Source organism: Spirosoma jeollabukense (assembly GCF_054777855.1).
Map to the genome: position 1 here is coordinate 195,244 of NZ_BAAHAD010000005.1, position 23,682 is coordinate 218,925.

General features: G+C 47.4%; 20 protein-coding genes. 8 read left to right on the plus strand and 12 right to left on the minus strand.

All coding sequences use genetic code 11. The features are described 5' to 3' along the window. Positions 1-61: 61 nt before the first annotated feature. Positions 62-1,792, minus strand: coding sequence for a 2-succinyl-5-enolpyruvyl-6-hydroxy-3-cyclohexene-1-carboxylic-acid synthase (gene menD / locus ACYVEA_RS20220; protein WP_461115243.1), 1,731 nt, complete (start codon positions 1,790-1,792; stop codon positions 62-64). 212 nt (positions 1,793-2,004) lie between these two features. Between menD and ACYVEA_RS20225 the strand changes: the two genes are divergently transcribed. Genes ACYVEA_RS20225 through trmB form a run of 3 tightly spaced genes read left to right on the plus strand, consistent with a single transcriptional unit; the run spans position 2,005 to position 4,903 of the window. Then, positions 2,005-2,949, plus strand: coding sequence for an energy transducer TonB (locus ACYVEA_RS20225; protein WP_461115244.1), 945 nt, complete (start codon positions 2,005-2,007; stop codon positions 2,947-2,949). After that, positions 2,949-4,235 (plus strand): bifunctional folylpolyglutamate synthase/dihydrofolate synthase, encoded by a 1,287-nt coding sequence (locus tag ACYVEA_RS20230; RefSeq protein ID WP_461115245.1) that lies wholly within the window; start codon positions 2,949-2,951, stop codon positions 4,233-4,235. Before ACYVEA_RS20225 ends, ACYVEA_RS20230 begins: the two co-directional genes overlap by 1 nt. A gap of 5 nt (positions 4,236-4,240) precedes the next feature. Continuing rightward, positions 4,241-4,903, plus strand: coding sequence for a tRNA (guanosine(46)-N7)-methyltransferase TrmB (gene trmB / locus ACYVEA_RS20235; protein ID WP_461115246.1), 663 nt, complete (start codon positions 4,241-4,243; stop codon positions 4,901-4,903). 88 nt (positions 4,904-4,991) lie between these two features. Here the strand turns inward: trmB and gap are convergent, their stop codons facing one another. Next, a complete protein-coding gene (gene gap / locus ACYVEA_RS20240) occupies positions 4,992-5,987 on the minus strand; it encodes a type I glyceraldehyde-3-phosphate dehydrogenase (RefSeq protein WP_461115247.1) in 996 nt (331 codons plus the stop codon). A gap of 1,171 nt (positions 5,988-7,158) precedes the next feature. On the opposite strand from gap, the gene ACYVEA_RS20245 reads away from it, so the two are divergent. Continuing rightward, entirely contained in the window at positions 7,159-7,974 is an 816-nt protein-coding gene (locus ACYVEA_RS20245) for a 2,3,4,5-tetrahydropyridine-2,6-dicarboxylate N-succinyltransferase (RefSeq protein WP_461115248.1), read from the plus strand. A 170-nt stretch (positions 7,975-8,144) separates the two neighbouring features. After that, positions 8,145-8,636 (plus strand): helix-turn-helix transcriptional regulator, encoded by a 492-nt coding sequence (locus tag ACYVEA_RS20250; protein ID WP_461115249.1) that lies wholly within the window; start codon positions 8,145-8,147, stop codon positions 8,634-8,636. A 481-nt stretch (positions 8,637-9,117) separates the two neighbouring features. Here the strand turns inward: ACYVEA_RS20250 and ACYVEA_RS20255 are convergent, their stop codons facing one another. From ACYVEA_RS20255 to parS, 4 genes are all read right to left on the minus strand, one after another. Then, positions 9,118-10,569 (minus strand): tetratricopeptide repeat protein, encoded by a 1,452-nt coding sequence (locus tag ACYVEA_RS20255; protein ID WP_461115250.1) that lies wholly within the window; start codon positions 10,567-10,569, stop codon positions 9,118-9,120. Between the two features lie 155 nt (positions 10,570-10,724). Further along, positions 10,725-13,238 carry a DNA gyrase subunit A gene (gene gyrA, locus ACYVEA_RS20260; RefSeq protein ID WP_461115251.1) on the minus strand — a complete coding sequence of 838 codons (2,514 nt, stop codon included), beginning with the start codon at positions 13,236-13,238 and terminating at the stop codon, positions 10,725-10,727. Between the two features lie 287 nt (positions 13,239-13,525). Then, entirely contained in the window at positions 13,526-13,975 is a 450-nt protein-coding gene (locus ACYVEA_RS20265; protein ID WP_461115252.1) for an RES family NAD+ phosphorylase, read from the minus strand. Positions 13,976-13,978: 3 nt separating this feature from the next. Next, positions 13,979-14,362 carry a type II RES/Xre toxin-antitoxin system antitoxin gene (gene parS, locus ACYVEA_RS20270; protein ID WP_461115253.1) on the minus strand — a complete coding sequence of 128 codons (384 nt, stop codon included), beginning with the start codon at positions 14,360-14,362 and terminating at the stop codon, positions 13,979-13,981. A 178-nt stretch (positions 14,363-14,540) separates the two neighbouring features. On the opposite strand from parS, the gene ACYVEA_RS20275 reads away from it, so the two are divergent. Together ACYVEA_RS20275 and ACYVEA_RS20280 are read left to right on the plus strand one after the other, a co-directional pair. Continuing rightward, complete coding sequence (locus ACYVEA_RS20275) at positions 14,541-15,119, plus strand: DUF4142 domain-containing protein (RefSeq protein ID WP_461115254.1); 579 nt, start codon at positions 14,541-14,543, stop codon at positions 15,117-15,119. 56 nt (positions 15,120-15,175) lie between these two features. After that, a complete protein-coding gene (locus ACYVEA_RS20280; protein WP_461115255.1) occupies positions 15,176-15,514 on the plus strand; it encodes a hypothetical protein in 339 nt (112 codons plus the stop codon). Positions 15,515-15,521: 7 nt separating this feature from the next. On the opposite strand, the gene ACYVEA_RS20285 is transcribed toward ACYVEA_RS20280, so the two are convergent. After that, positions 15,522-15,956 (minus strand): hypothetical protein, encoded by a 435-nt coding sequence (locus tag ACYVEA_RS20285; protein ID WP_461115256.1) that lies wholly within the window; start codon positions 15,954-15,956, stop codon positions 15,522-15,524. Positions 15,957-16,667: 711 nt separating this feature from the next. On the opposite strand from ACYVEA_RS20285, the gene ACYVEA_RS20290 reads away from it, so the two are divergent. Beyond that, complete coding sequence (locus ACYVEA_RS20290) at positions 16,668-16,823, plus strand: hypothetical protein (protein ID WP_461115257.1); 156 nt, start codon at positions 16,668-16,670, stop codon at positions 16,821-16,823. 38 nt (positions 16,824-16,861) lie between these two features. Here ACYVEA_RS20290 and ACYVEA_RS20295 read toward each other — a convergent pair whose 3' ends face one another. The 5 genes from ACYVEA_RS20295 to yidC all read right to left on the minus strand — a co-directional run bounded on the left by ACYVEA_RS20295 (position 16,862) and on the right by yidC (position 23,572). After that, positions 16,862-17,215, minus strand: coding sequence for a hypothetical protein (locus ACYVEA_RS20295; protein ID WP_461115258.1), 354 nt, complete (start codon positions 17,213-17,215; stop codon positions 16,862-16,864). 126 nt (positions 17,216-17,341) lie between these two features. Next, positions 17,342-18,349 carry a glycosyltransferase gene (locus ACYVEA_RS20300; RefSeq protein ID WP_461115259.1) on the minus strand — a complete coding sequence of 336 codons (1,008 nt, stop codon included), beginning with the start codon at positions 18,347-18,349 and terminating at the stop codon, positions 17,342-17,344. Positions 18,350-18,434: 85 nt separating this feature from the next. Then, positions 18,435-19,724 carry a glutamate-1-semialdehyde 2,1-aminomutase gene (hemL, locus tag ACYVEA_RS20305; protein ID WP_461115260.1) on the minus strand — a complete coding sequence of 430 codons (1,290 nt, stop codon included), beginning with the start codon at positions 19,722-19,724 and terminating at the stop codon, positions 18,435-18,437. A gap of 97 nt (positions 19,725-19,821) precedes the next feature. Beyond that, positions 19,822-21,597 (minus strand): outer membrane protein assembly factor BamD, encoded by a 1,776-nt coding sequence (bamD, locus tag ACYVEA_RS20310; RefSeq protein ID WP_461115261.1) that lies wholly within the window; start codon positions 21,595-21,597, stop codon positions 19,822-19,824. 121 nt (positions 21,598-21,718) lie between these two features. Beyond that, positions 21,719-23,572 (minus strand): membrane protein insertase YidC, encoded by a 1,854-nt coding sequence (gene yidC / locus ACYVEA_RS20315; RefSeq protein WP_461115262.1) that lies wholly within the window; start codon positions 23,570-23,572, stop codon positions 21,719-21,721. Positions 23,573-23,682 lie beyond the last annotated feature (110 nt).

Genomic DNA, 23,682 nt, shown 5'->3' on the forward strand with positions numbered 1-23,682 from the left:
GTCATCCTGAAAAGGTATATCTGTTAACTATAACTACAGGTATAGTTCCATAGCTATTCGATTATTTTATAGTCGCCTTGTAAGCCAGAAACTGTTCCTGGTTGATACGTTTATCGGTTGATATCTCCAGGAGTTTAGCCTGTTGACCCGGTTGAAAAAAATCAGCCAGGAGGGGACGTAGTGTTTCGAGCGAATCGCACAGTTGATACGCTACATGCGCATCTTCCGCCGTATGACGGGCGGTGTACCCGTGGGGTGTTTCAAAATAGGTTTCCAGCTCTGGCTGACGGCTGGGGCCGTCAATAATTCGGAAGATATGTCCCCCGTCATTATTGAGTAAGACAATCCGCAGGTTGGGTGGTACCGGTGCCGACCAGAGTGCGTTGCGGTCGTAGAAGAAGGCGATATCCCCAATCAGGACGGTTACGAGCTGATCCGTAGCCAGGGCGGCACCCACTGCCGTACTCAGACAGCCGTCGATTCCGCTAACCCCCCGATTGGCCGAGACGCTGATCTGTTGCGTTTCCTGAATCCCGCAGAGGTTAGCATAGCGTACGGGCATACTATTCGCCAGGTGGAGGATAGAGCCGTTGGGAAGGTGTTCCAGCACAACCTGAACGGCCGACCAGTCGGTGAGGGGGGTATCGGGTTGATTGAGCGTTTTGTCAATGTGCCGGGCGGCCCGACGGTCAAGAGCAAGCCATTGATTCAGGTACTCATGACGATCGTCGTCATCGTCGCCCTGGAGAAACCGCTGGTAATCGACATCGGCAAATAGTTTTTCCAGGAACAGCAGCGGGTCGGCGGGTATCAGCGTGGTCAGGCTCTGGAACGAATCCGTGATCCGGTCAACCGTGGGTTGAAGGTGCCAGTGCTGATGAGCCGCGTAGGTCCGGAAGAAGGTTTTTAGGTTTCGTGTTAAAAATGAGTTGCCGACGGTAATGAGCAGATCGGGACGTAGGGCATCCCCTGTTTTATCATCTAACAGTGTTAGAATCGTATCCGTATGGGTAATAAACAGGTCATTAACCGGTATATTGCCCGTAATCTCGCCAATAATCGGAATGCCAAGTTCTTCGCTTATTTTTCGGAGTATACGTAGCAAATCAGGGTTTCTGGGATAGTGTCCAACGGCGATCAGAATCCGTTCACTACGTTCCCATACCGCAAGAAGCTGATGCCAGGTGTCGGGGGCCAGGGTTGGTGTTCCGGTAAGCGTATCAATAAGGCGTAAACGCTCAGCCTGGAATGTCTCCCTGGCCGTTGGGTAAAAGGGTTCCCGCAGGGGGACGTTCACATGCACCGGCCCTGTAGGATACGATCGACTCAAGGCAATCGCTTCGTTCATTGACCGCTCGATAAACCAGCGGGCATCGGGGTGTGCATAATCGGCGGGAAGATCATAGCTACGTTTTACCTGCGACCCGAATATTCCCGGTTGATCGATGGTTTGGCCATCCTGCTGGTATAGCCATTCGTGAGGCCGATCGGCGGTCAGGAGCAGGAGGGGTACCTGCTGGAAAAACGCTTCGGCTACGGCGGGTGCCAGATTATAGACGGCACTGCCCGACGTACAGATCACGGCTACCGGTTTCCGACGTTGCTGCGCCATCCCAAGGGCGACAAATCCAGCCGATCGTTCATCGGCCACCACCCGGACGCGTAGATGCGGGTGCCGGGCAACGGCCAGGGTGAGGGGCGCTGAGCGTGAACCGGGCGAAACAACGACATCAATGATTCCTTTCTGGTAAAGTAGTTCGGCGATGTTGACGATTGGCTGAAGAACGGGCATATTCCTAAAAACTGAACATTGGGTCGGCAAATTGCAAACATAGGTACTAAAGTTTAGTAAAGCGCCCGGTTAGCGTAGCCATCTATCCGGGATTTTATGTTACTTTGCTTACGCCGATACCAATGTTGCCTAACGACCCATATAACGAAGCGGACAGTATCAGCGTTATAAGGCAGAAGGAAGACTAACAAGACTAAAACCATACGTACTGTATGACCCGTATAACATTTGAGAATGAGGACGACATTCGGGTGAAATCCTTAGCTGGTGCGCTTATCATCAATGTACTTTTAATTGCGTTGCTGTTACTCGTTCACCTCTCGCAAACCGTTCCAAACCCGCCCCCGATTCAATTCGTGGAAGTAAACTTCGGCACGACCAACCGCGGTAGTGGCCGCATCCAGACGCACAATAAAGCGTCGGATTCGCCCGATCCGGAAGAAAAGCGGCCCGCCGAGAAGACACCAAATCCCAAAGTCAATACAACCCCCCGGATTGAGAAAACCCACGTAACGCCCAGCCCCAAGGTAGAGGATGCGAAACCGGCTAAGACGGTCACGGAAAAACCGGTCATTGCCAGTAAAACCGAAAGTCCCGTTACCGTACCGGATCGACCTGAACCTAAACGGGTTGAATCGCCTAAGGCAACGGCTCCGGTCGAGAAGATAGCCCCCCCGGCTCCACCCAAAAAAGTGGAAACGGTGAATAACGATGCGCTTTTCAAAAAATCGTCGGGCGGGGGGGGCTCGAACGGCACCATAGGGAAAGCCTCCGGCACCGGAGGCAACAACAACGGCGACGATGCCAGTGGGGTAGGTGACAAGGGAAATCCCAATGGCAAAATAAATGCAAAGGAGTTTTATGGTACGCCGGGTGGTGCCCCAACAGGTGTTGCTTTTGACGTATCCGGCTGGTCGATGGCCAGCAAGCCGAATGTCAACGATGACTCGGATGAAACGGGTAAAATTGTCTTTAAGATCACGGTAGATGGTGATGGCGAAATTACGTCCGTCCGGCAGTTGCAAAGCACCGTAAGCCCTTCTGTCGGGGAAGCGTACCGGAGAGCGGTTCAGAAACTCCGGCTCCGTCCAAAAGGAGGAGCTACCCCGCCTACGTCGAGCGGCACCATTACGTTTATCATTAAGTCTAAAGATTAATGCACTACCCGGAAGCGATCGACTATCTATACAGTCGGCTCCCCGTTTTTCACCGGATTGGTCCCAAAGCGATAAAGCCGGGCTTAGGGAATACGCTTGCCTTGTGTGAAGCGCTTGGAAACCCTCACCAGAAGTTTCGCAGCATTCACGTAGGGGGAACGAATGGGAAGGGGAGCACCTCACACATGCTGGCCGCCATCTATCAGCTGGCGGGCTACCGGGTGGGCCTGTATACTTCGCCCCATCTGAAATCGTTTACCGAGCGTATCCGGCTCAACGGCCAGCCGATTGAAGAGGACGTTGTTGCTGCGTTTGTAACAACGCATCGGGTATTAATCGAAATGATAGAGCCCTCTTTTTTCGAGCTAACCGTGGCGATGGCGTTTGACTTCTTTGCGCAACAGGCCGTTGATGTGGCCATTATCGAAGTGGGGTTAGGGGGACGACTCGATTCAACGAATGTTATTACCCCCATGGCCTCGGTCATTACGAATATCGGCTACGATCATACGGACATCCTGGGGGATACGTTACCCCAGATTGCCCGCGAAAAAGCAGGTATCATCAAAGCTGGCGTGCCGGTAATAGTAGGAGAGACCCATCCAGAAACAGGTACTATTTTCCGGGATGTAGCAGTCTCCATTCAAGCCCCAATTCTATTCGCTGATCAGCAGTATGCGGTCGAGGACAATGGGGTTGTTAGGGGATTTCGACAAGCGAGGGTAGCCCACGGTGGGGGCTCATCCCGGACAATTGAATTGGATCTGCTTGGCAGCTATCAACTCCGAAACCTGGCCACTGTGCTAGCGACCGTTGATGTATTGCAGTCGCAGTTGCCCGTATCAGTGGATGACGAGGAAAAAGCCTTAGCGGCTGTTACGTCGTTAACTGGTTTAAAGGGACGCTTCCAGACGCTTCAGAACGCCCCTCGTGTCGTTGCTGATACGGCGCATAACCAGGCGGGTTTAGCCGCGTTGTTCGAAACAGTCCAGACACTGTCTTACGACGTGCTGCGCATTATCATTGGTATGGTAGCCGATAAGGAACGCGCTAACGTACTGGCAACCCTGCCACCAACGGCGGTGTATTATTTTTGTCAGGCTAACACACCCCGCTCGCTGGCGGCTACTGACTTGCAGGCTGAAGCTGCTGAGGTCGGTCTATTGGGGGATGTATTCTCCGATGTTAATACAGCGCTTGCTGCAGCGCTGCAGCAAGCCTCTACAAACGATTTAATCCTACTAACTGGCAGTAACTACACCATTGCCGAATTAATCGATTTATAATAACCTTGACGCGTCGTAAAGCACAGTTCTTTCTGCAAAATGCCGAAAGTGAAAACGTTATTGAAGTAGGTAAACCTCTCTACAAAACCATTCGTGGCCACTGGCAACGTGACTATTTCAGGAACGGAAATCCCATTGTTGTGGAGTTGGCCTGCGGTAAAGGCGAGTATACTGTCGGCCTGGCACAGGCTTTCCCTGACACTAATTTTATTGGTGTAGATATTAAGGGAGATCGTATTGCCCGAGGCTCACAAGCTGCCCAAACATTGGGGCTGACCAACGTAGCGTTTTTACGCACGGACATAAATTTTCTGACTGAATTTTTTGTAGAAGGGGAGATTAATGAAATCTGGATTACTTTCCCTGATCCGCAGCCCCGTCCCAAGCAGGAGAAACATCGATTGACTCATCCCCGCTTTCTTGAACTCTATAAAAAGCTACTTGTGCCGGACGGCATGTTGCATTTAAAAACAGATAATCCTGAGCTATTCGCGTATAGTTTAGGAACCGTTAGGCAATTGGGATTTGTAAATTTACAATATACAACTAACTTATACCAGTCCTCATTGAATAATTTACATTTGGGAATTAAGACTAGGTACGAACAGCTTTTCTTTAATAAAGGGTTTACAATTAACTATTTACAATGTAAAACGGGTGCAGTTTAACAAACTACACCCGTTACCATATTAAATGTAAATCTATAATTGTATACAACTAAAAATTCACATATTTGTATTTGGTTAAGTTGTTCACTTAACTAAATAGCTTTACAATTAAATCAGCCACGCGGCTAGAGTATCCGTATTCATTATCATACCAGCCAACAACTTTAACCAGTGTACCGTTGGCCGATGTCAATTTAGAATCGAAAATGCAGGAGTGAGAATTGCCCACGATATCGATCGATACAATCTCATCGGTGCAATATTCAAGATAACCTTTGAGTGATGTTTCAGAAGCTTCCTTTAGTGCGTTGTTGATTTCTTCAACCGTAGCTTCTTTTTTAAGAATGACTGTTAGGTCGGTTAATGAGCCGTCTGGTGTTGGTACACGTAGCGCATAGCCATCCAGTTTGCCTTTTAATTGAGGTAGAACCAATCCTACAGCTTTCGCAGCACCCGTTGACGTTGGTACAATGGATAAAGCAGCAGCCCTGGCCCGACGTAGGTCGGAGTGGGGAGCATCCTGTAGATTTTGATCCGCCGTGTAGGCGTGGATCGTAGTCATGTAGCCCTTTTCAATACCGAATACATCGTCCAGAACTTTTGCCATTGGCGCCAGGCAGTTGGTTGTGCACGAAGCATTCGATACGATCGTTTCGTTGCCGGTTAGCGTATCGTCGTTGACACCAAGAACAACTGTAGGAATGTTGCCTTTTGCAGGAGCGGAGATAACTACTTTTTTAGCACCGGCCTCCAGGTGTTGGCCAGCACCAGCTTCATCAACGAAACGCCCTGTTGATTCTAATACTACATCAATATTTAATTCTTTCCAGGGTAGTTTCTTAGGATCCCGTTCAGCATACGCATTTATACGTGTTCCATTTACAGTTAAGCTCTCGTTATCTGAAGCGACTTCGCCATTGAATTTTCCATGAACCGAATCGTATTTCAGTAAATGAGCTAATGTTGCGTTGTCTGTAAGGTCGTTTATAGCTACGACCTCAATGTTTTCTTTTTCTAGTAGTTTTCTAAAGGATAATCGTCCAATGCGGCCGAATCCATTAATAGCAACACGTATTTTTTCCATGAACAGAGAAAATTGGTTTGTTTTCAGGGGCAAATATACGGATTAAATAAGGTCCGTAATAAACCTAATAAGTAATAGTATTTAGTAAAACAGGGGAGACGTTTTAGCAAAACGATCAATTTTAGGGCATTAATTAGTATTCAAGTGGTAATTTGCTAAATATAAATAGCAATTTTAGCAAAATGTACTAAATTTATTAGTATTTTGACTTTAGTTTACTAAATAATTTTGGTATTACTCTAATGTTACTAAAGATACAGTCCTTACATTTTACTAATGGGGTAATGTGGCTACTACTTAAGATATACGCTTACATTTCTTTATCTGCTTACACTTTCATACCGTTAAAATTTATCAATCACAGCTAAATACTAAATAGAGGTCAGTTTAATAGCGCCTACAGGGTAGCCTAGTTAGCCAGATTTGAATGATCACATCATGTCTTTGATTCAACGTGAGATGTTTAAAATAAGATTAGCACAAATTAGCAAGACCTACACACACATCATTATAACGTTAACAGAGCGAGCGAGATACATTCTGAGTATAGAAAGGATGCTAGAGGTAGGCGTACGTTTAGATAGTATTACAATCGTCGTATGCAGAAGCATTCGTTGTCAATCTATAAAAAGCCGCGAACAGTTTGATCAAGATAACAACGCACCACCCATACAAAAATGCTACGCTACTAGAACGTTCCCGGTAAAATCCACTGCTTGATCGCAGAATCTTAGTTCAGCTACTTGAGTAAGATAATACTGGAGTTAGTTCATGTGATTCACCACCAACTGTCATCACAAACGAGAAGGTCACACAAGCTCTGTTAGCAAAGTGTATATCTTTTTTCAACACCATTCAGATACCTTCTGCACCGAATCCTTATTTCCATAAACTTTACAATTTCATTCAATGTTAACTCTGCCTGTTCGATATGCTACTTGTAAGTCTTGAAACTTAAGAGACCATCATGCATTCGGTCTGGCAAAACAACTCACTGAAAAATATTTAAACCATATATTTCAACTATACACGTCTAATGATTACCTTTGAATCAACTTAATAGCCTGAAACAGTAGACTATATTCTATACCAAAGGAAATTTTGCCTATATATTCAGTATATTGATTATCAGAAAGTTATATTCTTATATATAAACAATTACTTTATCTTAATGACCACCGAAATAGAGAACATATGGGCTAATAGAGAACTGTTAGCAAATCCCGAATCAATTCAACTTATTCGAAACGTAATTGATCAATTAGATAGGGGAGTACTCCGGGTTGCCACTCCTCCAAACAACGAGTCCGGCGAATGGACGGTTAATGAATGGGTAAAAAAAGCTATCTTACTCTATTTTATCAGCCAGCAGATGAAGGCAGAAGAAGTGGGCATTTTTACCTTCAATGACAAGATTCCGCTAAAAACAAATTTTGCTGAAGCGAAAGTCCGCGCTGTTCCACCAGCCGTGGCCCGCTACGGTTCCTACCAGGCACCCGGCGTAATCCTTATGCCATCGTATGTAAATATTGGTGCGTATGTAGATGAGCGTACAATGGTGGACACCTGGGCGACGGTGGGTAGCTGCGCACAAATTGGTAAAGACGTTCACCTAAGTGGGGGGGTGGGTATTGGCGGAGTCCTGGAACCTCCCCAAGCAGCGCCAGTGATTATTGAAGATGGCGCTTTCATTGGATCGCGTTGTATTGTGGTTGAAGGAGCTCATATTGGTAAAAGGGCTGTATTAGGAGCAGGAGTAACTATCACAGGCTCGTCCAAGATAATTGACGTGACTGGTACTAAACCTGTCGAGTACAAAGGGTTTGTACCGGCTAATTCTGTGGTAATTCCCGGGAGTTATGCTAAACAATTTCCGGCTGGTGAATACCATGTACCCTGTGCCATTATTATCGGCCAACGAAAATCGTCTACTGATCTAAAAACATCGCTGAACGATGCGCTCCGTGAAAACAACGTATCCGTTTAAGTTAGACCACTGTTTAAATATGTCAATTGTGATATGTTAAATTATTATTGTTAAATTTTACAAAAGCACACATTGTTTGTGTGCTTTTTTTATTTGTAAATAATAGATCATGTAAACGATGTACATAATTTACGTTTATATTTGTCACTTAGCATCTATATCTTACCATTATGGGAATTAACGATAAAATTAAGCAGATCCTGATTGATAAGAATTTGACGCCGTCTTACTTCGCTGATGAGATTGGTGTGCAGCGATCTAGTATATCACATATTCTTTCAGGTCGCAATCGCCCAAGCTTCGATATTATTCAAAAAATAATTCGACGATTTCCTGAGTTAGGCTATGAGTGGATTATGGAAGAAGATAATCAATTCACTACGTCTCCATCAGGTTACCCAACTCGTAGTGGCTCATCGGCCATGCGATCGACACCCGATCAATTTAGCGCTGGACCAGCACCGGTTTCTTACGCGCCACAGCCTATTACTATTCGAAGTCAGCGTAATGAAATTCCGCCAGCGGGCGTTTCGACATCGGCATCTGTTGAACCTTCTGCACCACTAATAGAACAACCTGTATTGACTAATGAAAAAAAGGTAGAACGCATTTTGATTTTCTACACGGATGGATCATTCCGAGAATATACTCCGACGAATTAGTCTACCCTAAATATCAATAATCCTTCGAATTTAAACGGAGGTAATAGATATGATAAAGTATTGACTAACCTAATCATAAAAATCTTAATACAGAACGGATGGCTCTGCAAGTCAGTAAAAATAATTGTAGAATAGCTAAACGGATAAATCTAGTAGCAGTAATGCATGTCTTAATGGAAGTTCGTTTGAAACCTGGCTTGCAATCCCACTTGTTTTCTTAATTCACATATAACTTTAGTATACTTACTCATAACTTTTAAACTAATACGTTCTCCATCATATGGCCTCTTTTGAGTGCATAGAGGCCATTTTATCACCAAAGTACGTAACTTACTGTAAAGCAATGCTTTAGTGTTCCACGTGGATTCTATAATGGTTGGCCTAATATAATAACGTAGCACTTTTGTTGTATAATTTATATTATGTTAAGTAAAGTGGTAAATAAATAGGGCCGATACGCCTGGTACCAGCCCTACTACCTCTACTTGCTTTCGATACAGACGATCTTCTTCTCTTCGTACTGCTTCAAAATATTTTCCGTATTCGTTAAATTATCCGTCAGCTCAGGTTCGTCCTTAACCGTCTTGGCCTTCTGAAAGTAAGGTAATGCCTGCTTGAATTTGCCGCACACTTTACCATCCGCTTCTTTACCGACTTTGCTGTATTCGGCCATATCCATTTTATCCACAGCCTTCTTCAATTCGACCGCTTCATTGAATACAAAAATACCCATTGCATAATTGGCATCGTAATTGTTGGCATCCACGGCCAATGCCTTCTCCAGGTATTGCTTCTCCAGCGCTTTCGTTTCTGCTTTTTTCTGCTTCAGTTCTGCCAATCGTTTTTCTGAATCCGCTGCCGCACCCGCATTAGCCGCTGCGGCTTTAGCATCTGCTTCCAGCTTGGCCATTTCCGTTTTCTGTTCAGCTAATTTTTTCTGAACATCCGATAGCTGGCGTTTCAGATCGGCATTCTTTGGCTGTTTTTTGATCAACCCACCCAACCGGGTAATTTCGCTGTTGTAGGCATCAATAATACTTTTGCTGTCAGCCAACTGCTTAGCCGTGTTACCGCCCTTCTTCGTGTCTCCTTCGAGTTTCCGAATCTCCTCATCGCCTTTACTCGCAATGTTGTTATAGACAATCGACAGGTTTACCAGATTCTGTACGTTGTTAGGATCTTTCTCCACCATCGCCTTCATGCCCGTAATAGCCTCATCCATCCGGTTCGATGTCAGCATCAGATTGATCTTCTCATTAGCCAGATCTTTATTACCTGGCGCTAAGGCGATCCCTTTATCCAGCGCAGCTAATGCCTTGTCAATTTCATTATCACCGCGATAGAGCATCGCCAGCGACCCGTAGATAGCCGCATCTTTCCCACCCCCGGCTATGTACTTTTCTAACTGTGTCTTCGCTGTCGCATTGTCTTTAATTTGCTGCGCAGCGATGGCCGTATAGAGAGGAGCTAACGTATCTTTAGGATTAATTTCGCCCGCCACTGTCATTGCCTTCATAGCATCGGCGTAGTTTTTTGCCTGGAACTTGGCTACCCCCTGCTGCATAAAGGCCCCATACATCGCCTGGCCTTTTAAGGCTTCTTCCGCTTCCTTCGCTAATTTACCAGGACCACCTTTTTTGTCCTTGTCCAGTTCTATGACTTTTTTGAAGGCGTCATAAGCGGTTGTTGCAGCTGCCGAATCAATTCGAATATATTGACCGGCAATGTTTTGATACGTCTTAGCCCGATCCATCCAGGTACTGGCCTTGGCAGAAGCTTTAGGATCTGCAATATCTTTATCGCTTTTTTCCTTCTCCTTCTTAAAGCTATCCATGGCTGCCTGATCTAACGCCGACGCGCCCGCAGCCGCTTGCTGTGCGTATGCACCTACCGATAGGCAACACGCTACGAGGATTACAAAAACTTGTTTCATGTTTTAAATGGGGTTGTGTTTTCTTTTCAGAAACGAAATTACGGAATCTGTCTGTATAAGCATGACTTCACCTAAATTGTTTGAGCCGCCCAGCTCGACGATTAAATCAACTGGACGGCTCAACGGATTGAACACTAGTAACTGTTAATCAATGACTAGTCAACAACAGGTTCCGGTTCAGTCGGCGTTACCTCCACGCCTTCTTCCTGTTTTATTTTTGTTACGGATGATATTTCATCCCCGTCGCGCAGACTGATTAATCGTACACCCTGGGTATTCCGGCCAATAACGCTAATACTGGCCACGGGTGTCCGGATCGCAATTCCCGATTTATTGATAATCATCAAATCATCATTATCCGCTACGTCCAGCACCGCTACCAGGCGACCAACTTTCTCCGTTATTTTTAACGTACCGACGCCTTTAGCGCCCCGGTTTGTAATACGGTATCCATCAATATCGGACCGTTTACCGTACCCGTTCTGAGAAACGACCAATAATTGGGCATCGGTAGAGGAGATACAAACCATCCCCACGACATGATCCGTCGTATCCTCATCATCGAGCGAGATACCCCGTACCCCAGCCGCCGTACGACCCATCGGCCGAACGCGACTTTCGTGGAACCGGACGGCCTTACCCGCACTGGATGCAATGACAATATCGTTATCGCCATTGGTCATGCAAACCCCAAGCAGTTGATCGTCCTCATCAATCGTTATGGCAATGATCCCATTCTGACGCGGACGTGAATACGCTTCCAGCATGGTTTTCTTAATCGTCCCCTTGCGCGTGCACATCACAATGTAATTATTGTTGATGTAATCCTCATTCTTCAGATCCGTTACGTTGATGACTGCCCGCACTTTATCATCAGATTCGATATTGATAAAATTAGCCAGCGGCCGACCTTTCGATGTCCGTGTGCCTTCGGGTAATTCATAAACCGGTAACCAGTACAAACGCCCTTTCTGCGTGAACGCCAGGAGGGTATTGTGCATAGTGGCTGTGAACAGATGCTCCGTAAAGTCTTCTTCCTTGGTACCGGCGGCCTTCGCTCCTACTCCACCCCGGCTCTGCGACCGGTATTCGGTCGTTGGCGTTCGTTTGATATACCCTTCGTGCGAGATGGTGATCACCATGTCCTCATCGGCAATAAGCGATAGGTCACTGATATTTCCGTCACCCAATGGGTTAATCTCCGTCCGACGTTCATCCCCGTAGCGGGCACGGATATCGGCGAGTTCGTCTTTGATAACCTGCCGTTTGCGTTCCTCACTAGCCAGAATCTCTTTGTAGTCGGCAATCTCACGCATCAGCTCGTCATACTCTGCCTGGAGTTTATCCCGCTCCAGACCAGTCAGACGCTGCAAACGCATTTCAAGAATCGCTTTGGCCTGCAGCTCGCTCAACGAGAACTGCTCCATCAACCCATTTTTAGCGATGTCAGCATCACGCGACGAACGGATCAATGTAATGACCGCATCAATATGGTCGAGCGCAATCAGCAAACCTTCCAGGATATGCGCCCGCTTTTCGGCCTCCCGAAGTTCATATTGTGTCCGGCGCGTTACTACTTCGAACCGATGCTCGACGTAGTATTTCATCATATCTTTCAGGTTCAACAACAAAGGCCGCCCTTTCACGAGTGCTACGTTATTGATGCTGAAAGATGATTGCAAGGCTGTATGCTTATACAGATTATTCAATACGACGTTCGGAATAGCATCCCGGCGAAGATCATAAACGACCCGAAGGCCATCCCGATCTGATTCATCCCGGAACGCCACGATGCCCTCGATCTTTTTATCGTTGATGAGTTCGGCCGTTTTTTCCAGCATTTCTGCTTTGTTGACCATATAAGGAACGTCCGTTACGATGATCTGGGTTTTGCCGCGATTTTCTTCAATCGTCGCATGCGCCCGCATCACCACCCGTCCCCGACCGGTCTTGAAGGCCGACTTCACGCCCTCCATCCCATAGATGGTAGCCCCCGTTGGGAAGTCAGGTGCCTTGACGTAGTGCATCAGCTCCTCAACCGTAATATCGTTGTTATCAAGGTAAGCCGTGATGCCATCGACGACTTCAGTCAGGTTGTGGGGAGCCATGTTGGTGGCCATACCCACCGCAATACCCGACGATCCGTTAAGCAACAGGTTCGGCAGTTTAGCCGGCATAACCGTTGGCTCTTCGAGCGAATCATCGAAGTTGGGCTGAAAATCTACCGTTTCCTTATAAATATCGGTCAGCAATTCTTCCGCTATTCGCTTCAACCGGGCTTCGGTATACCGCATAGCAGCCGGAGAATCACCGTCAATAGAGCCGAAGTTTCCCTGACCATCGACCAGCGGATACCGTAGTGACCAGTCCTGGGCCATACGAACCATAGTCGAGTAAACAGAGGCATCACCGTGTGGGTGGTATTTACCCAATACCTCCCCAACAATACGGGCTGACTTCTTATGTGGTTTGTTGTAATTGACGCCCAGTTCAGCCATTCCGAACAACACCCGGCGATGCACCGGCTTCAGGCCATCACGAACATCAGGCAACGCGCGGGAAATGATAACCGACATTGAGTAATCAATGTAGGCACCACGCATTTCGTCCTCAATGTTAATGGGAATGATGTTACTGGGGGATTCGAGGTCGGGATTTTCTTCCGCCATGTGTTCAAGGAGTTTCTCAGAAAATTACTATTATGGCTCACACAATACGCGTAAACCACGCTATATACAAATATACAAAAATTTCAGGAGAAAACAGAATAATCCCGTAAATAAGCCTTATAATGGCCTAAAGAAGGCACAAGAATAGCCGGTCTGTTCAGGCCGGAAGCCACTTACTGGACCATTTTATCATCTAAATGAAATACAATTCTATTTCAACTAAAACGCATCAAATCAAGGGCGGCAGATTTTCACGTTATTGGCCAATCGAAACAAGGACGCCCACGCTAGGATTTAATTCGTGGATCGAATGTAAATGGCTCTACACCAACTAATTTAATACGTAAAAAGTCAGGGTGGGCGGAATTCAGGAGGTAATTACATTCATTGGCAATGATGGCCGATGGTACCCGCATAACGGCCGACTGGCCTTTCCGAAGCCACTCCCCTCCTATCTGCTGACAGGCGTCGTATTGGCTAAACTCATACCAGTCAGGTGGTAATCGGTCAGGGTCAATAATCTCGACGGGCAGGGTAGCAGGGATATCAATACGCATCACCCGAAAATTATCCAGCAGGCCTTCCCCACTGCGGTGCACCACGTTTTCGAGGCAGGCAAGCGCCCGCGTAGCGGCCGTGTAAATAACAAACTGACCCCGACTATTCCAGCGGGCCGCCCCACCGGATGCTACCAACCGATCGGCATATATCGCCTTGGTAATTCGATAGACAAGCATCCGTCAGGCCAGGTCGCCGTATTCGATACGGATGACTTCGTCCATGACCAGGTCAATCCCCCCCGAGGTATGCAACAGATCGAACGGAATCTGGTTCCCTAACCCATAGGCTGGTTTGTCCATCCACCGCCGGAAGGCACTACCCGTACCGAAAACCGATTCACCCGTTTGAAATAGCGCCATGATTTTAAGTACTTTCTCGCTGTCCTGCGGGTTAAGCTTTTTTTGCTCGCGTTCATAGCGTTGGAACGTCTTGAGCGACGTATCAAAAACCTCCGCCAGTTGTTCACGTTTATAGCCGGTCAGGTCGGCAATCTCAAAAAAATGAGTCGCCGGAACACCTTTGAGTGCCCGAAAAACAAGGGCTATGCGATCTGGAGTAACCATATACCAAAGGTAGGAATTTTGTCTGAATAACTTAGAATTTTGTCCAATAGTTCATAATACGTGTTGCTGATCACCTTACCTGACAATAATATAGTCGGGTGATCCTGTCTGTGTTCAGCTAGTCAAAACCTAAGTGGTTGTTAATGGTTGTATAGATAATTCACCAATTAATCACGTTATGAAAAAGATAAGTTTGATGCTGTTACTGGCCGTTACTACGTTGAGTTTCCAGGCGTGCAGCGACAAAAAGAAAGAGAGCACGGATAGCGTTGAAAACGCAGAGAATGCTAATGATGCCAAAGAAGATGCCGGGACGGGCCAGCCAGAAGACACCAATGAGTTTGCGGTAAAGGCCGCTAATGGTGGCATGCTGGAGGTAGAACTGGGCCGGTTAGCGCAGGAAAAAGCGCTGAGTAAGGATGTAAAGGACTTCGGGGCTATGATGGTAAAAGATCACTCGAAAGCCAACGATGAGTTTAAAGCCATAGCTACGCTAAAAAACATTACGTTACCGTCTACGCTGGGCGAAGATGAGCAGAAACACGTAAATGAACTGGCTAAATTGTCAGGGAAAGAATTTGACAAGAAGTATGTCAGCATGATGGTCGACGATCATAAAGAAGACATCGACCTGTTCAAAAAAGCAAGCGAAGACGACAAGAACGACGCTAGTATCAAGGAATTTGCCGCTAAAACATTGCCAACGCTGCAAAAACACCTGGATGCGATAACGGCAATCGATAAGAAAATCAATTAAGGACCGAACAGCAAAATCCCCGAATTAGTTGTTCGGGGATTTTGCTACTACATCTTATGAAAACAATCCTGATGGCAACCTGCCTTTTGTTAACAATAGGCTTTGTACAAAAAAGCTGGGCACAATCAACAACGGGTGGACGTAGCGGGGGCTCAACTGCGTCGACTGGTACAGGTTACCTGACTCCAGGCAAACGACCGGCCACAACCAATGCCGCCAGCATGACCATTGCCGACGAAGGTGCTTCACGAGCTTATATGTATGTGCCCCCCACAAACTCGACTAATCGCGCTGCCTCGCCAGATGGTTCGGCTCCTTCATCCATGAAAAAAGCAACAGGTGCTTCGAGCGGCAAATCGTCAGAGAAGCGGAAGCAGAATCCGCATCAGCGCTAGACAATACTTATTTGTACAGCTCATCATCAACGATCTGTGTAAGCTGCTGCTGCAGTACTTTCGCTGATTTAACCGTTTTCCTGACGAATACACCGTAGTATTCTTCCAGTGGCGCTTTATGGCGAATCAACGACTCTTTAATTTCCAGAAAAGCCCGGGGGTTAAGGTACTCGATGTGCAGCCAATCTTCTTTTTTTAACAGGGCAAACAAGTCCTTGATCGTCAGGTCGCCATGGGGCTTAGAGGTCGGGACGATTGCTTTGGTAGTAACAATACGGTATAAAAGATCCCGGGTATTGATCGTGAGTTGCAACGCCTTCACCTGCCTATCCGCCAGGCAATTAATGAAGTCGTTTCTTCGGCTAGTTTCCTTTTCAACAGTGTCAGCTATGGTTAGCAGGTCATCGAACGACAATAAGCGTATGCGCTGCGATAAAGTCATATAGTGGAGGATATATTACGGCCCGTTTCCTTGTTTCCAGTTACAATAATACTAAACAAAAAGAAGGTATTCATGACGTACTCACGTTCTATAGGTAACGGAACAAACGCATTTGACCGGCTGAAAATAAAGCAGTCGCTAGCGCCTATCTACTCAAATAATCAATTCACATACAGGCAGTTAACGATTGCCTATAGGCTATTATACCCTTTCATATAAAATACATTATAGCGATCAGAAAACTCAATTTATGCGATCGATTGTCCAGTTGATACAATTGTTAAAATATAATTACCTTTTTATAGTCTATGCATAAAATCGAGTTATCAAAGGAGACAAATACAGTATTGGTCAATATAAACTGACTATAATTTCTTACCAGGTCGAATCGGTTACCGACTTTACAAGGACACGCTACAAATAATACTGGTTTGATATGGCTATTGTGTATACCCCCAACCCCCTGAAGGGGGCTTAGGTAGAGAATAGTCGAGCTAAGCCCCCTTCAGGGGGTTGGGGTATACGCACTGGCTGAATGGCTAATTGAATTTAGTATAGCTTATGTATCCTACTACGTACAGGGACTTTTTTTTATATATGAGCCACTATAATTTACTTTTTCCTGTAAAAACGCTATTTTTGCGTTTTAATCGCTCCCACCTCAACAGGTTTGGCGAATTGATTTGAACTGATATATAAAAAGATACCATCATGGGAGTAACGGAATTAAAGCGTAAAGCGCGTCGGAATCGGGCCATTGCCAACAACAAGACTAATGCTATCAAGCAACTGTTGCGCAAGCCAACGATCAAAAATGTGGATATAGAAGCCATCAAGGCATCATTCGCCGAGAAAAAAACAGCATAATCTGGCAACGACCAAGTACCCAGGTATTTTGTAGCGTATCAAGCCTCGCCCTTACTCGGCGAGGTTTTTCGTTTTTGGCGGAACCGACTCCATTCACGATCCCGCTTTTTAAGTTCGCGACGCACAAAACGACGGTAGTCTAACTGAGCTCGATACCGAACGGCCTGACCGAACAGCAACAGCCCTCCGTTGATTAAAATAAGGCTGTAAGCACCCCACAAAAACCACTGCCGGAACGGAGCACCGGCATATTTAGCATCCGCAGCGGCACTAAACACACACAAGCCCACACTAAACAGAAGCAGACCCACGGGAGCGGCAATAAGTCCCTTTGTGCGCGTGCTCATCTGTTTAACTAATCGTTGGCCGGGTGGTTTAGCAAGCTTTGCCATAGTGCGTTATATCGAATGTAGGTTCCTGAATTGTAAACGACGAACAAGCCGAATTTACTATTATATTCGATACAATGGCCGGAATTAGTGGCAATTGACGTAGTGAGACGTAGTGATTGGATACGTTCATGACGGATACTCCAGACTGGCGCCCGTTTCGCGAAAGCCTTTCGGTTCCCTTAACCGCTTCCAGCCTTCACTCAAAAAACCTACTCCATAGCCAGTCAGTTGAACGAATGTGGCTACTACACTCAACAAACCGACTTTCAGACTTTTTTCTTTGCGTGTAGCATCTACAAAAATAAGGAGAGTAATCCCTATCAATGCACCGATCGCCAGACTGAAAAGTACCCAACTAATCAATGCCCAAACAGGAATTGACACCAGAAACAACGTAAACAGCGCCGGTATGGCATGGACAAGTTTTAACTCAGCCGGGTAGTAACGCGAGATGTTGATGCGGGAGCGCCCAAAAAAACGTAATTGCCGGAAAAACTGCCCGAAGTTCGTCCGGCGTTTGTGGTAAATGAACGCCTGTGGAATGAGTCCCGTCGTGAAACCGTTTTCGATAATTCGGATGGCAAACTCAATATCCTCGCCCATCCGACTCATTTTATACCCGCCTACGGTCTCCCAAACGTTTCGGGACAGTCCCATATTGAAACTACGGGGATGATACGTACCACCCAGATTTTTCTTGCTCCCCCGAATGCCACCCGTCGTAAAGGGTGAGGTCATGGAATAACTGATGGCTTTCTGAACGGGCGTAAAGTCAGGATGAGCCGCGTCTGGTCCCCCATAGGCATCCAGCCAATCATTGGTCAGGCGTTCATTCACAACGGCGAAGTAATGCTCAGGGATCAGCGCGTCGGAATCGAAAATAACAAAATAGTCGCCCAAGGCCCGCTCGAAGCCGTAGTTGCGGGTAAATCCTTGTCCGGAATTTTCTTTAAAGAAGTAGCGAATCGTGAGTTGATTCGCAAACTCTGCCACCACCCCATCGGCCCGGTTTTCGGAACCGTCCTCAATGACCAGCACTTCAAAATTTCGGTACGTCTGTCTGGTCAGACTAGCCAGCAGCTCACGAAGTTCATCGGGACGATTAAAGACAGGGATGATAATGGAGTAGCGCATCTTTTGAATGATGAATGATGAATGATGAATGATAAATAACTGCCTTTCGACAAAATCATTTATCATTCATCATTCATCATTCACCTTAATCATTCATCATTAGTTGAAGGCTTTCTTCATTCGCCTGAATAATCTGGTCGATCAACTGATCCGTTAGCGCGATAGACATGAATAGACTCTCGAATTGCGACGGAGCTAAGTAAACACCCCGATCCAGCATGGCGTGAAAATATCGACCGAATGCGGGCAGATCACAGGTCTTGGCTTCCGTGAAGTTCGTTATGGACCGCTCAGACATGAACAGGGTGAACATCGACCCAATATGATTGATGGTATAGTTCAGACCCGCCTTCTGCAATCCGGCCCGAAAACCTGTTGTTAATTTTTCGCCGATTTCATCCAGGCGTGTATACACCTCCGGATGCTCATTCAGATGATGCAGCATGGCCAATCCCGCCGACATGGCAATTGGATTACCCGAAAGTGTACCCGCCTGATAGACTGGCCCGGCAGGCGACACCATATTCATAATATCAGCCCGACCGCCATAGGCGCCGACGGGCATTCCCCCACCAATGATTTTACCCATTGTGGTCAGGTCGGGTGTGATACCAAACCGTTCCTGAGCGCCCCCTTTCGCTAGGCGGAAACCGGTCATCACCTCGTCAAAAATCAGGATGATACCGTGTTTATTGCAGAGATCACGGATGCCCTCCAGAAAACCTGGCTCGGGCAGTACGCACCCCATATTACCCACAACGGGCTCCAGAATGATGGCAGCCACCTGGTTATGGTTGTTATCCAATAAGGCTTCAACAGCGGCCAGGTCGTTAAAAGGCGCCGTAAGCGTATCGGCAGCGGTAGCTTTGGTCACGCCCGGGCTGTCCGGAATCCCCATCGTCATAGCACCACTCCCGGCCGCAATCAGAAAGGAGTCGCCGTGTCCGTGGTAACACCCCTCAAACTTGATCATCTTGTCGCGGCCCGTAAATCCCCGTGCCACCCGAACAGCGGCCATCGTAGCCTCCGTACCGGAATTGACCATACGCACCTTCTCCACAGAAGGAACCATCGTGGTGATTAATTCAGCCATTTCAACTTCCTTTCGCGTGGGTGCTCCAAACGAGAACGAATGCTGAATGGCATCGCGAACCGCTTTTTCAACGGGTTCAAACGCATGACCCAGAATCATGGGGCCCCATGAGTTGATCAGCTCAATATACTGGCGTCCATCCTCATCATAGAGGTATGGCCCTTTCGCCGATTTAATAAAGACCGGTGATCCTCCCACCGCCCGAAACGCCCGAACCGGTGAGTTAACTCCACCCGGAATCAGTGTTTTGGCTTTTTCAAACAGTTGCTCGCTCGTTGTCATAATGTAAAAGAGCGAAAGAGTGAATGAACGGTCCGCCGTAGCGGTGAATGAGCAAATTGGCTTAGGCAGTTTTTCGCTCTTCCGCTCTTGCACTCTTTCATTGATTAATTCTCACAAACCGCCCGTCTTCGTACTTCACGATGGGAACGATCTGGTTTTCATTAGTTTGTGTATAATCAAATCCCGACAGTAAATAGTCATCCGTATCGGAACGCAGATTGGCTCGATTGCGCAGTTGGGTACCATTCTTAGCCAGCTGTCGTCCAAAGAATAGCATCATGTCGTAGCCTTCACTCGCGAAAACAGAGGGGATGGTGTTGCGCTTCGCTACGTATTCTTCCTCAAACGCAATGACCGGCTCCCGGGATGAATCTATGAAATCAGGATAGAGTAAATACAGCTCCCGACGGGTGAATGTCGACAGGGAATTTCGATAAAAGTCAAAGGCAGAAGCCGTGGCAATCAGTGGGCCACTCACCTTCCGGCGACTTAGAGCATCCAGCAGGCGGGCCCCATCCTCGTCATTACTACTGGCATAAAAAACATGACCCAGGCTAATGGTGGCCGTCATATTCACCGGGCGTGATGCCGTGACCGGACCGGCGGGTTGCATGGCATTGGCCATCATCTGGGCATTACCACTTAGTTTCCGAAAGTCAACAACCTGGAAATTCTGCCGCTTCAGTTCATTCTGATAGGCTACAGCCATTAGTGAATCCTTGCGGGACGTACCAAAATAAATGGCAGCCCGACGCCCTGTATTGAGGTTAATGGCCTGTTCGACTACTTTCAACGCCTGCTGATTCAGCGATGGTTGCGCCAGAAACGACATTGGCTGGTTGGCAATCAACTCACTACTCGTTGCCGTAGGATTCAACAGCAGAATACTTTTCTGATTGGCATAGGCCGCAGCAATCCGGTTGGGTTCAACGTAGAGCGGTCCAATAATCATGTCGGTCTGGGCAAACGTAGGGCTGTTTACTAACTCCAGCGTCTTATTGGCATCGTTGTCAAGGTCATAAGCAAACAGGTTCACCGTGATTCCTTCTTCCTGCAACTGCGCCTTAGCCATTTTGATGCCCTCGTACAGATCATATACGTACTGATTGGAGCGCCCCCGTTTCTGGGCATCGAACTCATCCAATCGAAAGGGGAACATCACCGCTACGTTATAATATCCTTTGGGGCGCGCATTACGACTTGGTTGCATTACGGCCGATGGTGGCCGGGTGGCCGAAGAAACGGTCGTACTGCTGGCAGACGTAGCGACCATGCCCGGTACCCCGAACCGGTTCGTGAGCCGATCGGACAATTCCAGATCATCCTTATCGCTGGCCGTCCGCTGAATCAGGTCGATCAACGCCAGGCCAATAATTCGATCATTCGGAAAATCCCTGTTCAACTGCTTCAACCGGTTCAGGTCCGTAAGGCGCGGTATAAAATACTGTTCGAGTTTCGTTACGTCCGGCCGCAGCGTTTGGTCACTAATTTGCTGGATGGTGGTTAGCGCATCTTCGTACTGACTCAGTTCCATGTTCACAGCCGCGAACAGATAATGGGCATCGTCCAGCTTGCGCCAGGTGGGAAAGCGCGTCATTAATTGTTTCAGCATGAGCCGGGACTGACTGTAATTCTTCTGCCGAAACGCAGCCAGCGCGTAGTAATAATGGGCGTAAGGGGCTAACGGGCTCTCCTGCTGCGTGAAACTGTTCAATTCCGATTTGGCTCGCTCATAGTCGCCGGCCTGTAGCAGTTGTACGGCGGCCTTGTACCGTTTCTGGGCATCGACAGTTACCTGCGCATTGGCAACGGGCCCACCCAACAATCCCCAAAAAGTGATCACTATGGTTAGCCAATAAAGCTTACTAGTCATAAATACTAAGCGTTCATACACAAAAGCAACGCCCTCGCGTTGCTTTTGTTCTAGACAATGGTTTGATGAAGATATGACGGATGCATTTCTGCCTCGTAACATGGTTCATGCCACCTTGCTCTTATTTTTTCTGCCTGGCTCTTTTTGAGGCTTCGTCAGCCTGTTTACGGGCTTCCTCAGCAGCGGCAAGCTGCTTCTGTAACAGTGCCTGAAATCCACCCGGTTTCTTGCCCAGACCAGCCGCATTTTTCCGGCGATTTTCGTCCAGCACCGCTTTGATTTTATCCTCGTCGACAAACCGGCGAATGAGCTGCTGTTGTAAGATCGTCACTACGTTCGAAACAAAATAGTAGAACGTCAAACCGGCGGGGTATGAGTTCAGCACGAACATGAACATGAGCGGGAAGACGTAGCTCAGCGCTTTCATGTTAACCGGACCCGGCTGCGTTGGGGTTGTCTGATTATTGTAATAAGCGTAGGCGATGGACGAAGCCGTCATCAGTACCGTAAACAAACTCAGGTGACTGCCAATAAACGGAATGGCCGGGAACGTCAGGAATGCATCGTAGGTCGAGAGGTCATTGGCCCACAGGAATGACTTCTGCCGCAACTCAATCAGGTTCGGGAAGAGCATGAACAGGGAGAACAGGATCGGCATGGTAGCCAGTACCGGTACACAACCGCTCAATGGACTAACGCCCACTTCCTGATACAACTTCATTTGCTCGGCCTGCTGCTTGGCCATGTCATCGCCAACGCGTTCCTTCATTTCATTCAGCTCGGGTTGCAGCACCCGCATCTTCGCCATACTGACGTACGACTTGTAGGTTAATGGGGTGATGATGAGCTTGACGAAGACGACCAGCGCAATAATCAGCAGGCCATAGTTTGTGATAAATTTCTCCAGGAAGTTAAATACCGGTACAAAAAAGTATTTGTTAATTGGCTTCAGGACCGAATACCCCAGGTAAACGTTCTGATCGAATTCGGGGGCTACGCTGCCCAGCAATTGAAAATCGTTCGGGCCGTAGTAAAATTTGTAATTCCCTTTGCCCGCTTTCACATCGGCCATCGGCAGAAACACATCAGCCAGGGCGGTTTTCACTACGCTACTGTCAGCGGGATCAGCCAATGCCTTGAAGCTGGCTTTTTGTAAGGGGGCATTTTTAGCCACAAAGGCCGACAGGAAGTATTTGTGCTTGATGGCAAACCACTGCACGGGCTCTTCCAGGGTAGCTTCTTCACTGGCTTCACTCTCCTTCAATTTATCGAAATTATCATCCGCCGTCAGGTAGTCGATCGTAGCGGCCCGGCGGTTGTTAGCCAGGTCATTCTCGTACTGCCGCATCTTATCTTCCCAGAAGAACCGAATATTGCCGTCCGCTACCGCATTACCCAGCCCATTCAGTTTCAGGTCATACTCCAGTACGTAACCTTCAGCCGGTATGGTGTACACCTGTTCAACCGACTGACCCGGTGCGATTTCAGCCCGGAACGTTATTTTCTGCGGCTGGCCGTTTAGGGTGCTATTCTGGGCGGTTGTCTGGTAATAGATTTTATGCAGATCAACCTTACCCCGATTGGTTGGCAGTTCAAGAAGCGTTCGGCTGCTCTGCCCGTCAATCAGCATCAGCGGTTTCTGATCGTAGGTTTTGTAATTTTTCAACACAACCTCTTTCACACGCCCACCAAGGGTACTGAACGTTACTTTGATCTCTTTATTCTCAACCACAATGTCGCGGGCTTCACCCGTAGCAACCGTGGCAAAATCGCCAAATTGGGCCTGGGCAGCGGCTGAATCGAGTGGTTGTTCTGCCTTACTGATGGCAGCAGCCGCACCCGATGCCGTCGTCGGTTTGGTAGTCTGTGTTTTTTGGGCCGGTTCCTTTTGGGGCGCGGGTTTCGGTACCAGTAGCTGATAGCCGACCAGCATCGCCAGAATCAGGACAATGCCAATAAGTTGATTACGATCCATTATTTGAGTTTACGGTTTTCAATTTTCAGTTTTCAGTTGAAAAGCCGGTTACCCGAACTGAAAACTGAAAACCGTAAACTGAAAACTATTTTTTTGCAAAATTACGGCAA